Source organism: Bacillus haikouensis (genome assembly GCF_013179555.1).
Lineage (GTDB): Bacteria > Bacillota > Bacilli > Bacillales > Bacillaceae_B > Rossellomorea > Rossellomorea haikouensis_A.
In genome coordinates this window covers 1-11,276 of sequence record NZ_JABMCR010000141.1, presented here as the reverse complement: position 1 = coordinate 11,276, position 11,276 = coordinate 1, and the positions used below count along the sequence as shown (strand labels likewise).

Here is an 11,276-nt window from a genome sequence, read left to right as displayed (position 1 = left end):
AGCAGGAAAGGCGACCAGCTATTCCATTGTCCTTCTTTGATATAGCGGTCTGCCTCGACGATCCTGCGTGCAGCCGTCATCAACAATGCAAAGGTTAAGTCAGCCGTCGTATCAGTCAGGACATCCGGGGTATTGCAAACGACCACCCCTTTTTGCTTCGCAGCTTCGAGATCAATATTATCGTATCCGACTGCCAGGTTCGCAACCACCTTGAGGGAGTCTGCCTTTTCAAGAAGTTCCTCATTCACTTTATCCGACAGCATGGTGAGCAGTGCAAAAGCCTTTTGTGATTTCTGAAGCAGCAGGTCCCTTGGTACCGGGGCGTCTTCTTTTTCCCACATTTCCACGTAAAACTCCTGCTTTAACGGTTCGATTACAGCCTGAGGTAATTTCCTTGTGATATAAATAAACGGTTTCATAGAGTGTCCCTGCCTTCATAACATTTCCTTCTAGTTTAACATAAAATGGCTTTCATTGATGTTTCGAAGAAGTTACAGCCAGGTCACCAAAGGGATCCCCCATTTTTTCACGGGCACCTCTGACAAGTGGTAAAAATCAGACAGGAAGGACTCATAATGCTGTGAATTTTTCAAATAGCGTTCAAGCTTATCCTCTGCCGTCTTTTTCTGTTGATCGGTTTGTGATATATAGTATTCTTCAATACATTCAAAATAATGGAGTGGAAACAATACCCTTGAGTATAACAGTCTCCAGGCGAACGGAGACAGCGGTGCAACCGTTTCGTACTCCCTTAAGAATTCCTGCAATCCGGGATGGAAGGTTTGACTTTTTTTGAAATATTGCTCCCTCACCCATTCAGCAAGATCCCTGCTCGAGTGATCGAATACCCAGTGGAATGGAAAGTGAATACAGGTCTCGGTTCCCCACGTGTTGTGCCTGAAGCGTTCGTGACAGATTGTACCGGCGTCTTCGGGTTTCGGATCTTCATCGAGTTCTGTGTCGACCAGATACTGAATGGCATTTTCAGAAAGAGCATTATAGTATGGATAACTTTCAACGAAACGGCGCTCAAACTCATCAACCGGCTGATTCTCGAGCACGTTGAAGTATGCTTTTTCAAGCTGGGAAAGTCTTCTCTCCCACAATCCCTTCCACTGTCCCATCCTGCTGATTTTCTCGACCTTTTCCTCGAATAATCTCCCGCGAAAATGAAATTTCCCGAGTTTCCTGCCCATTTTACTGCCTGAGGCAAGAGGGAGTTCTTCATTTCTCAGGACCACATAATCATGGTTGCTTTCCGTAACGAGATAACGGTCTTCAGTACTCTGGACAAAAGAAGATACATAGCGGTCCCCTTGCGACTTCATATGCTCTGTCAGCTTAAACAGCTCCACTAATGTTTCCTGTTCCACATTTGAAACGCTGACAATACTATATAATGATCCCCCCGCCATATAGCGATCCATCACACCGTCAAAGAAGGTGCGCTCAGGGGTCAATCCGAAATGCTTCATTAGAATTTCATGAGACATATAACCCTCTCCTAACTTGTATACAAGCGGTTAGTAGTAAACATCCGCTCTCCATATTTTTTATGAATCCACTTTTTCAGGAATATCCCCCTCTACTAATGGGCAAGAATGAGGATAGAAGCTATTATTATGTCTATTTTTAAAAAGGTTATCATATGAGTAAAACAAGGCTCTGTCTCTTGAATAATATTTATATACAGAAAAGGTGAATAGGATGAAGGACAAAAAATCAATGGATGTATTAAAAGAAACCTCAAGAAGATGGCTTCATGAAAGAGGAGTAGAGATTGAAGACATCGCCAAATTAGTTATGTACCTTCAACAGAAATACCATCCTGACCTGGAGATGGAAGAATGCATTTATAACGTGGAAAGAGTATTGACAAAACGAGAAGTACAAAATGCGATACTTACTGGAATTCAATTAGACCGATTGGCTGAAAGTAAAATGCTGGAAGAGCCGCTGCAATCGATTGTTGAAGTGGATGAAGGGTTGTACGGCGTAGATGAAATCCTTGCGTTCTCCATTGTGAATGTGTATGGCTCGATCGGATTTACGAATTATGGATTCATCGATAAACAAAAACCGGGTATTCTTGAAAAACTGAATGATAAAAGCTCCGGGAAATGTCACACCTTCCTGGATGATATTGTCGGAGCCATAGCCGCTGCTGCATCAAGCCGCCTGGCACACCGGAATGAATGCCGGGAATAGCGGATAAACCCGGTTCTGGGAGCTTTGACCACTAGGGCTTATAACGGGATGGTCTCGCAGTATCATTCAATGGAAAGACTCACAAGAACGAACAAAAGAACCTGCCAGGAGTGATAATTTCCTCCTTCATTAGACAGGTTCTTTTTTATTTCCATTTCAATTAGATGGCATATGATATCGTGGAGACTGATTGCCGGTTCCCTTATACATCCCATTCATCCAGCGTATTGATTGCATAGGTTGGCTGTTCTTCCATTGTTTTAAGCAGTTCTTTTGTCGTAACGCCTGTGTGGACAAGCAATGTATCGAGACCCGCATTCATGCCTGCCTTAATGTCAGTGTCATAATTATCTCCAACCATTAATGTATCTTCTTTCGCAACGCCTAATACTTCTAAAGCCTGTTCCATGATGATTGATTCCGGTTTGCCGATGTAAATAGGTTCAGTCTGGGTCGATACCGTTACGACAGAAGTAAGCGAGCCATTTCCCGGTAACAGTCCTCTTTCAGACGGGATGGCAATATCCCCATTTGTTGAAATGAATGTTGCTCCATTACGGACTCCCAGGCAGGCAAGAGCCAGTTTTTCATAAGTAATGCCCCGGTCTAAACCGACAACTACATAATCCGGCTTTTCATCTTGAAGCTTGATCCCTTTCTCCCCTAAGGCAAAATGGATTCCTTCTTCCCCAATCACATAAGCAGTGCTGCCAGGCTTACGCTCAGCGATAAATTGCGCCGTCGCCATAGACGTTGTGAACACCTGTTCTTTAGAAGCAGATATACCGAATTCCTGCAGTTTCGCAGCTACCTGCTCAGGGCGCCGCGAGGAGTTATTTGTCACAAATAAATAAGGAATTCTCTTATCCTTCAGCCGCTGCACAAATTGACCCGCTTCCTTGATCACTTCTTTTCCCCTGTACATCGTTCCGTCCAAATCGATTAAATAACCCTTATATTGCTTCATGTTGAACCTCCAGAGCTTTTTATTTAGTATGGTATTCAAATCTGGTTTGAACCCCCAGAAATAAGAAAACGCTTTCTATATAAAGAAAGCGCTGTCCTCAAGACTAATTTTTAAATGCCGACACCGGACCCAGTTCATTCTCTAAATAACTTCGTACCTTAGCCGAAAACTGTTCTAATGTAGAATGTACATCACTTAGAATGTGCAGAAGATCACCATGATCAACCTCTGTATATTCTTGAACGAGCACTTTACGCTGTTCGATTAAACGTTTTAAATCACCGCTCATCGATCCATCAATGACCTTTTCATCCAACAGTATATCTATGATGTCTTCATAGCTTCCTGGATCTCTCATAATAAAGCCGTCAATCATACTGTTTCCCACATCAAGGACCGATTCAATCAATGTATGCCCAATCCGTTCGAGTGCAAGTTTCTGGGTCGTGGAATCCCACACTGACTGGCTGCTTACTATGCTCAGCTGATCATTCATATAGACCAGGATCTCTTCGATTTTTTCTCTATCCACGAAATACATATACATCACCTCTTCTGAATGACATCCAATTTTATTTTAACATAATTTCACCGGTCTCATATATAGTTGCGTTCCCAGTCCATTTTGTTATGATGAAGAAAGCTGACTAATTAGAGGAGGAAACGTGATGACGGAACGATTTTATTTATATGATGACGCGGAAGAGACAAAAACCCGCTTTGTAAGTTTTATGGGGGAAAACCAGCGCTACGACCTTGCCATCACCCAGACCGAAAGATATTATGGGAAATCACTCGTACTCGACCTTCAAGGAAGCCGCTTCGCCATCATCGGCCGCGATGACCTCGAAGAGCCAGGTTACTTGGAAAGCGTCTTTAAGCTGACGGCAGAAGAAGCTGCAGAACTGCGTGACTTTTTGGGTGAGACGATAATGTAGTTTGCTGCAGCGCCCGTCTATGCTGGTATGTTCTTCAACCTTAAATTACCCGCATGAACCTCTTCCACCTCTCACATACTATCCATATGAAAGGTGGGAGATAAAATGAATAAAAAGCATAATTCCCGTGACAAGGAAGAAGAGGTGTACAGTGATTTTTCCACTGTAGAAACACAACGGAATTTCCTTGTCCCCGAGACGCTTCCAGAAGGACCTTATGGATCTCCGCGCGGAAAATATGCACCTGTTGAAAATAAGAGTACGGAATGGGAAGAAGGGCAGCGCTATTATAGTGCTTTCAACTATGAAAATAAATCGCTGCATCAGGATATTCCCCGTCAGGAACCGGGTTCTCATCCAGTTCATGCAGATTCGGAACGAAATGAAGAGCCTCCTTATACTGAAAATGAGTAATGAAAAAGAACATCTCTGCCTCATGAGATGTTCCTTTTCAACCTTTATTTATTCACTTTTTTCAGAAGAAAATACGCACATCCGAAATTGCAATACTCATATAGATAATCTTTATGAGTACTTACCTTTGTGTCAAAGGAAGCCTTCTGATTCTGATCATCAAAAAAGCCTTTTAAGCGCAATTGACCATATCCCCAGTCGCCGAGGATATAATCGTATTTATTTAAAATATCGCTGTATCGCTCTTTGAATGCTTCTTCATTAAATCCATCCCTGGATTCTTCCACGATTTCATAGCATATATTTTGCACACTGATCATTCCAACCACCCTCTTTCTTCCTTATCCTTACTTTAAATTATAACGGATTGTCCATTAATTACTACGAAAAATTATAAATTGAGATGGTCACCCTAACAAATAGGGGGTGTTTCAATTGAACAAGTATATTCTTGGTTCGACTGTGTTAAGCTTTGCATTATTCGGTTCTGCCTGCAATGGGATTGATAAGGCGAACGAGGAAATGTTTCACGATAACGGCAACACAATCAATGTCAACGATCAGGAAGAGCTTTACAATGAGGATGTCAGCAAAAATTCTAAACGAAACGGGGAAGATTTCGGTTTCGTCCGTCAGCAGAAAAGCCCTGTTGAAGGACAAGCTATTTCGAATGAAAATATGTATCGTTTAGACCGGGAGAAGGTTGCCGACAGCATCAGTAAAATGAGCGTAGCCATACCAAATGTAGAAGACTGTGCAACTCTCGTTACCGATGAAGAGGTACTTGTCTCTTATAAAACGGATAAAAAAGATAAGGACGCCCGTTTTAATGTAGCAGATCAGGTGAAGAAAACAGCTATGTCTGTCATCCCTCGCTGGTACCATGTGTATGTGACAGATGATCCCAACTTGATGCAGAATGTAGAAAATCTGTCAAAAATGGATAGCGACAGTAAAAATGTCAATACTGCCATCGATGATACGATTAACTTGATGCTCAAAGCTTCACCGCAAGGAAAAGCGATTGATGCTGGTGAAAATGCCAACGGAGAAATGATTGACGAAAAATACATGGGTGAAGATGATGTTCATCAAATCAATAAAGATCGTCAGATGCGTTCTGACAAATCAGAAACGATGGTGGACTAACTTTATTCCTAATCAGGATTCCGGGTTGTCCTTTTAATGAAATAGACTCTGGCCGGGGCATATCCTATGGGCACCACATCACTTATCATAGTGTTTTTAAAAAAGGACTGACTACGAGAGACATCTCATATAGTCAGTCCTTGCTTTTTTAAATTTTTTAAATATGCCTTCATCTTAGAAATGTCCAGCTTCAGCGCCTTGCCCCTCTGAGATGTGTCGGGACAGGAAAAATCACTGCTGTTTATGCCTGCTGTTTTATTTCTTTCTCGCCCGCAGCCTGTTTCGCTTTTGCAGCTGCATTAACCTGTTCATCAGCATGGTAAGAAGAACGAACCAGCGGTCCTGCTTCACAATGGCTGAAGCCTTTTTCCATTGCTGCTTCACGAAGTTCCGCGAATTCATCTGGATGGTAGTATTTCTGTACTTTCAAGTGTTTCTTCGTTGGCTGCAGATATTGACCAAGTGTCACAATATCCACACCACTTTCTCGAAGGTCGTCGAACGTTTCAAGGATTTCTTCCTTTGTTTCCCCGAGTCCAACCATGATACTGGATTTCGTCGGGATGTCAGGATTTAATTCTTTCGCACGGCGCAAGAATTCGAGTGTACGGTCATATGTCGCACGGGCACGGACTCTCGGCGTCATTCGGCGGACAGTTTCGATATTGTAGTTCATGATATCCGGTTTGGCATCCATCAGGGTTTTGATATTGTCGAATACTCCGCCCATGTCAGAAGGAAGTACTTCAATGGATGTAAATGGACTTTTACGTCGGATGGCACGAACTGTTTCAGCGAACACTTGAGATCCGCCGTCCTTTAGATCATCACGGGCAACAGCTGTGATGACAACATGCTTCAGATTCATCAATTGAACAGAATCCGCTACACGTTCAGGTTCTTTAAGATCAAGTTCGTTCGGCAAACCTGTCTTAACTGCGCAGAATCGGCATGCCCGCGTACAAATATCCCCAAGAATCATAAATGTTGCAGTCCTTCTCGTACCCCAGCATTCATGGATATTAGGGCATTTCGCTTCTTCACATACGGTGTGAAGGTTCTTTTCACGCATCATTTTTTTCAAACCCATATAATTATCGTTCGTATTCAGTTTGATCTTAAGCCATTCCGGTTTACGAACATATTCATCTTTCTTCGTCATACCCCTCATCTCCAATCCTAATATTCCTGATTTAGGCAAAGAGTGAAACGCTTACTGATCGTTCCTTCTATGTAAATAAAGCCATCATCAATATACTCCTTTTGTCACTTTATCATACTAAAAAAATGAAAACAAGCATGTACCACTTTTACCATTTATTGATGATTATGATTCCCGCCGCTCGTCACAAACTAAATGTAGAACTCTAAGTTGGAGGGATTGACTTGTATATACGATTACTTCTTCTTTTGACAATCCTCTGCGTCCTTACTTGTCCTGTTCAGACGCATGCAGAAGAGCAATTATCAGAGGAACAGATACACACGAAACGGATGGAATTATTTCAAAAAAGTGAAGCACTCACACATATTCCCTGGTATTATCTTGCAGCAGTCGATCAATATGAACGCAGCTTGAGATTTGCACGAAAAGATAGAGAAAAGCCCTCCTCTTTAATCTCCATTTATATCGATGCTGAGAAATGGTCCGGCCCTTTAAATCCCCATCTTCAAGATGAAAACCCGAAGACCATCTCCCTCTTCAACGGATTCGGCAGGGACGGAGACTATGATGGAAAAGCAAGTATCAAGAGCGATGAAGATATCATGGCTGCCTTCACTGATTATGTACTTCAGTACGGGACTGACCGGGACAACTTTAAGCTTGCTTTATGGGATTATTACAAACGTGATAAAACAGTCAGTATCATTATGGGTAAAGCGAAAATCTACAAGCATTTCGGTACGATTCATCTGAATGATAAAGCATTCCCCCTTCCGTTAAGATTCAATTACAGCTACCGTAATACGTGGGGTGATGCGCGGGGATGGGGCGGTCGTCGTATCCATGAAGGCACTGACTTGTTTGCAGACTATGGTGTTCCTGTTAGGGCAACTTCTTACGGCATTATCGAGATGAAGGGCTGGAACCGCTATGGCGGCTGGAGAATAGGGATCAGGGATATAAATAACACGTATCACTACTTTGCCCATCTAAGCGGTTTTTCAGATAACCTGAAAGTAGGGCAGGTAGTCGAACCGGGAATGGTGATCGGTGGAGTCGGCAGCTCAGGCTACGGCCCTCCAGGAACCTCGGGGAAATTCCCCCCTCACCTCCACTATGGAATGTACAAAGACAACGGGTTGACAGAATGGTCCTTCGATCCCTATCCGCACCTTCGCCAATGGGAACGCAAAGACCGTATCAAGAGCAGGAAAAGTTAAATATTCCAGTCGTTCACCTTTAAAGCATTGGAGTAACGGCTATTAATAGAAAAAAGAAAAAAAGCAGGCGATGGATTCCCATCGCCTGCTTCGTTGAAAATGATATTATGATGCTTTTTTAGATTTGGATACGGCATTTACGATACTTGCCGCGAGTCCACCCCAAATAATGACGATACCGACAACTAACATAATGATAGCACTTCCGCTCATGTCAGCTTACCTCCTTATAGCTTTCGGCTTCTGTTTTGGAGTGCCAGCGTTTAAAGCTCAACGCTACTCCGACAATCAGTGCGAATGCTGCTACGAACCAGCCGCTGTAGAGGACGAAAGCATCTGAATATCCTCCATAGTTTCCTGTTTCTGTATCAAATTCCTTAAGAAGATTCATCTTGAATAATCCAAACATCATCCATCCAAGTACGATCGGTGTGATGACACCAAGGCATAGCTTCCACCAGCCGCCAAGCTGGATATCAGAAATACCGTTTGAGTGAGACTTGAACGTATTAATCTTGCGTAAGAACCAGGCAACTACGATTACTTCCACTAACCCGACGAACGCTACACCGAACTGGTTAATGAAGTAGTCAGCTGCGTCGAGGAATGATAATCCGCCCTGTGTTGCGAACAGGATGGAAACCAGTGCAGAAAGCCCTCCCCCGAAGGCCACAGCTTTCGTACGGGAAATGCCGAATTTCTCAGAAATCGCAGCAACATACGTTTCTGAAATCGAGATTAGTGAAGATAATCCCGCCAGAACAAGCGATGCGAAGAACAAGAATCCGAACAGACCGTTAAATGCAGGGAATTCATTGATGATTTGCGGGAAGACAACGAAAGCCAATCCGACTCCGCCGCTTACCACTTCTTCAACTCCGACTCCTTGTGATTGAGCCATGAAGCCAAGTGCCGCGAATACACCGATACCTGCAAGAAGCTCAAATCCTGAGTTACTGAAACCTGTGATGAAAGCGTTATTCGTAATATCAGATTTCTTCGGAAGATAACTTGAATACGTAATCATGATTGCAAATGCAATGGATAAACTGAAAAATATCTGGCCGTATGCAGCCACCCATACATCCGGACTCATGATCTTACTGAAATCAGGTGCGAAGAATGCATCCAGCCCGTCAAGTGCCCCAGGTAAAGTTAATGCGCGAACCACAATGATCATGAATAAAATTACTAGTGCAGGAATAAAGATCTTGTTCGCTACTTCGATACCTTTCTTTACACCTTTGAAAAGAATGCCAAGTGTGATGATCCAAACAAGTACGAGCGGGATGAAGACTCCGCCAACGACACTTCCGGTTTGTCCGGGATCTACGGAAAGTTTCAGATATTCACCGAATAAGAATCCTTCTGTATCGTCTCCCCAGCCTTTGTTGAAAGCGAAAACACTGTACGCCATCGCCCATGCGATAATAACGGCATAATAGGTTGAAATGACAAATGCAACAAGTACCTGCCACCATCCAAGCCATTCGGTTTTTTTATTCATACGGAAATAAGATAATGGCGCAGATCCGCGGTACTTATGACCTATGGTGAATTCTAATACTAGCAGTGGAATACCGGCAGTTAATAGAGCAAATAAATATGGAATAAAAAATGCTCCCCCGCCATTTTCATACGCTACTGCCGGAAAACGCCAAATGTTTCCCAACCCGATAGCCGATCCTACTGCAGCCAAGATAAATCCTGCACGTGTTCCAAACTGGGCACGTTTTTCCATGTTGGTCCCCCCTGAGCTTTTCAACTACCAATAAAAAGGTAATTGAAATTTTTATATTTTCAGATTATTTAATCTAAAGACAGTATAGCTAGTTCTAGGACAATTGTCAAAGCAAAATTTTGTTATTTTAGCAGTATTCTCATTTTTCATGGTTCGAATTGCCCAATATACCGGATTGTGAAGATTAGTAGTTGAATTCTTACTTCTCCTGCCGGTGATGAACTTCATAGGCCGTCCGGATCCCCGATTCAACTGCCCCCTCTATCCATCCATGAAATGATGAGGTATGCTCTCCTGCAAAATGGAGCCTTCCTTCAGATTTCCTGGTGATTTCTTCAAAATATTTCTGCTGCTGAGGGGTAAAGAGTGTGAAGCATCCTGCAGAATACGGATTTTGCCCCCAGTTAAACCAGACAGCCTGAATGAATTCCTTGTATACAATATTTCCATAGATTTTCGCCAAATCTTTAAGGACGATGCGAACGAGCTCTTGATTAGATACGCTGCTCCATAAAGAAGCATCATTCCCCCAGCTGTAGCTTGCAAGCATCACCGCGGGGCCGCATGATCCAATTCCGTGGCTTGGAATATAACTGAACTTAACTGGCAGGTCACTGGTGAGATTGCCAATCCCGAGTTTTTCCCAAAATCTGGATTTAAATTCTATCCCGATCTTTACTGCATTTACATTGTTTACTTCCCTTATGGCCTGCCATTTCTGAAATGAAATTGAATGATATGGCACCACATCTATGAATTGGAAAACTGTGAATGGCATCGTGGCAATGGCGTAATCACCTGTATAGCAGGATGTTCTTCCTGTAATAGGATTCAACGTTTCCACACAGACCCTGTCTGCCCCCTGGATGATTCTTGTCACTTTCCGGTTGAGCTTGATTTCATTTTGCAATTGGCAGATGAATGAACGAGGCAGCTGATCATTACCTCCTGTGATTTCATAGAATGAAGTTTCTTCACTGAAAATCGGATAAATGATATCTGTTATTATGTCTATAAAAGAGAATCCCGGGAATCCTTCTATCCCCAGTAAGACGCCTATCTTTCGGATGGCATTGTCCGAAAGCGATTTTCCTAGCGGATTGTCAGTCAGGAAATCGCCCATCGAATAGGTTGAATACTCCTTCTTTAATTCCTCTTGCTGTTCAGGCGTACTGCTTGAATATAAATCAAAGAAAGGCTGCGTCGCTTCGAGAAAAAGCTCGGTTGCTGTTTTTCCTTTTTCATCTTCTTCAAGAGGAAATCCTAAAATATCAGGATTTTTTTTATATTCCTTTTGTGTCGTCAGGACATCGTTAACAAAAACCATATCCTGCGGCGATGAATTTATAAAGCGATTGACCGGGAGGTTGAATTGTTTGATATATTCGAAGACCAATTGATGGCTCCCGGGAATTCTCATGGCACCAAAGTCCAGGTAGTTTCCGCAAGTAAATGGCTCCCTCACTGTATAAAC

General features: G+C 42.9%; 14 protein-coding genes. 5 read left to right on the top strand and 9 right to left on the bottom strand.

Translation table 11 applies throughout. From position 1 onward, the window contains the following. Both HP456_RS13985 and yutH read right to left on the bottom strand, forming a co-directional pair. Positions 1–419, bottom strand: a 419-nt coding sequence (locus HP456_RS13985) for a Rossmann-fold NAD(P)-binding domain-containing protein (RefSeq protein WP_512698755.1), incomplete at its 3' end; no start/stop codon positions are given. A 72-nt stretch (positions 420–491) separates the two neighbouring features. Next, the gene (gene yutH / locus HP456_RS13980) at positions 492–1,493 is read right to left on the bottom strand and encodes a spore coat putative kinase YutH (protein ID WP_172252108.1); all 1,002 of its coding nucleotides are present in this window, start codon (positions 1,491–1,493) and stop codon (positions 492–494) included. Between the two features lie 214 nt (positions 1,494–1,707). Between yutH and HP456_RS13975 the strand changes: the two genes are divergently transcribed. Next, on the top strand, positions 1,708–2,208 hold the full coding sequence (locus HP456_RS13975; RefSeq protein WP_172252106.1) for a phosphatidylglycerophosphatase A family protein: 501 nt from the start codon (positions 1,708–1,710) through the stop codon (positions 2,206–2,208). A gap of 202 nt (positions 2,209–2,410) precedes the next feature. Here the strand turns inward: HP456_RS13975 and nucF are convergent, their stop codons facing one another. Both nucF and HP456_RS13965 read right to left on the bottom strand, forming a co-directional pair. Further along, positions 2,411–3,175 (bottom strand): 5' nucleotidase NucF, encoded by a 765-nt coding sequence (gene nucF / locus HP456_RS13970; protein WP_172252104.1) that lies wholly within the window; start codon positions 3,173–3,175, stop codon positions 2,411–2,413. 103 nt (positions 3,176–3,278) lie between these two features. Next, the gene (locus HP456_RS13965; RefSeq protein WP_172252102.1) at positions 3,279–3,716 is read right to left on the bottom strand and encodes a DUF86 domain-containing protein; all 438 of its coding nucleotides are present in this window, start codon (positions 3,714–3,716) and stop codon (positions 3,279–3,281) included. 127 nt (positions 3,717–3,843) lie between these two features. On the opposite strand from HP456_RS13965, the gene HP456_RS13960 reads away from it, so the two are divergent. Both HP456_RS13960 and HP456_RS13955 read left to right on the top strand, forming a co-directional pair. Continuing rightward, complete coding sequence (locus tag HP456_RS13960) at positions 3,844–4,113, top strand: DUF3055 domain-containing protein (protein WP_172252100.1); 270 nt, start codon at positions 3,844–3,846, stop codon at positions 4,111–4,113. A 105-nt stretch (positions 4,114–4,218) separates the two neighbouring features. After that, positions 4,219–4,527, top strand: coding sequence for a cytosolic protein (locus tag HP456_RS13955; RefSeq protein ID WP_172252098.1), 309 nt, complete (start codon positions 4,219–4,221; stop codon positions 4,525–4,527). A 44-nt stretch (positions 4,528–4,571) separates the two neighbouring features. Here the strand turns inward: HP456_RS13955 and HP456_RS13950 are convergent, their stop codons facing one another. Further along, positions 4,572–4,847, bottom strand: coding sequence for a YutD family protein (locus HP456_RS13950; RefSeq protein ID WP_172252112.1), 276 nt, complete (start codon positions 4,845–4,847; stop codon positions 4,572–4,574). A 106-nt stretch (positions 4,848–4,953) separates the two neighbouring features. On the opposite strand from HP456_RS13950, the gene HP456_RS13945 reads away from it, so the two are divergent. After that, a complete protein-coding gene (locus tag HP456_RS13945) occupies positions 4,954–5,676 on the top strand; it encodes a YhcN/YlaJ family sporulation lipoprotein (RefSeq protein ID WP_172252096.1) in 723 nt (240 codons plus the stop codon). A gap of 241 nt (positions 5,677–5,917) precedes the next feature. On the opposite strand, the gene lipA is transcribed toward HP456_RS13945, so the two are convergent. Beyond that, positions 5,918–6,838 (bottom strand): lipoyl synthase, encoded by a 921-nt coding sequence (lipA, locus tag HP456_RS13940; protein WP_172252094.1) that lies wholly within the window; start codon positions 6,836–6,838, stop codon positions 5,918–5,920. A 230-nt stretch (positions 6,839–7,068) separates the two neighbouring features. On the opposite strand from lipA, the gene HP456_RS13935 reads away from it, so the two are divergent. After that, positions 7,069–8,061: a M23 family metallopeptidase gene (locus tag HP456_RS13935; RefSeq protein ID WP_376766216.1), complete on the top strand. Its 993-nt coding sequence runs from the start codon at positions 7,069–7,071 to the stop codon at positions 8,059–8,061. 105 nt (positions 8,062–8,166) lie between these two features. On the opposite strand, the gene HP456_RS13930 is transcribed toward HP456_RS13935, so the two are convergent. The 3 genes from HP456_RS13930 to HP456_RS13920 all read right to left on the bottom strand — a co-directional run. Continuing rightward, positions 8,167–8,274 (bottom strand): methionine/alanine import family NSS transporter small subunit, encoded by a 108-nt coding sequence (locus HP456_RS13930; protein WP_172252092.1) that lies wholly within the window; start codon positions 8,272–8,274, stop codon positions 8,167–8,169. A gap of 1 nt (position 8,275) precedes the next feature. After that, positions 8,276–9,802: a sodium-dependent transporter gene (locus HP456_RS13925; RefSeq protein ID WP_172252090.1), complete on the bottom strand. Its 1,527-nt coding sequence runs from the start codon at positions 9,800–9,802 to the stop codon at positions 8,276–8,278. Between the two features lie 199 nt (positions 9,803–10,001). Continuing rightward, the coding region (locus HP456_RS13920; protein ID WP_172252088.1) for a flavin monoamine oxidase family protein at positions 10,002–11,276 on the bottom strand (1,275 nt) is incomplete at its 5' end.

What these genes read in the sequence shown, in the direction of transcription:
- HP456_RS13975 (WP_172252106.1), top strand. Translation starts at nt 1,708, where the DNA reads ATGAAGGACAAAAAATCAATGGATGTATTAAAAGAAACCTCAAGAAGA.
- HP456_RS13950 (WP_172252112.1), bottom strand. Translation starts at nt 4,847, where the DNA reads ATGATCAGTGTGCAAAATATATGCTATGAAATCGTGGAAGAATCCAGG.
- HP456_RS13960 (WP_172252100.1), top strand. Translation starts at nt 3,844, where the DNA reads ATGACGGAACGATTTTATTTATATGATGACGCGGAAGAGACAAAAACC.
- HP456_RS13965 (WP_172252102.1), bottom strand. Translation starts at nt 3,716, where the DNA reads ATGTATTTCGTGGATAGAGAAAAAATCGAAGAGATCCTGGTCTATATG.
- yutH (WP_172252108.1), bottom strand. Translation starts at nt 1,493, where the DNA reads ATGTCTCATGAAATTCTAATGAAGCATTTCGGATTGACCCCTGAGCGC.
- HP456_RS13925 (WP_172252090.1), bottom strand. Translation starts at nt 9,802, where the DNA reads ATGGAAAAACGTGCCCAGTTTGGAACACGTGCAGGATTTATCTTGGCT.
- nucF (WP_172252104.1), bottom strand. Translation starts at nt 3,175, where the DNA reads ATGAAGCAATATAAGGGTTATTTAATCGATTTGGACGGAACGATGTAC.
- HP456_RS13955 (WP_172252098.1), top strand. Translation starts at nt 4,219, where the DNA reads ATGAATAAAAAGCATAATTCCCGTGACAAGGAAGAAGAGGTGTACAGT.
- HP456_RS13930 (WP_172252092.1), bottom strand. Translation starts at nt 8,274, where the DNA reads ATGAGCGGAAGTGCTATCATTATGTTAGTTGTCGGTATCGTCATTATT.
- lipA (WP_172252094.1), bottom strand. Translation starts at nt 6,838, where the DNA reads ATGACGAAGAAAGATGAATATGTTCGTAAACCGGAATGGCTTAAGATC.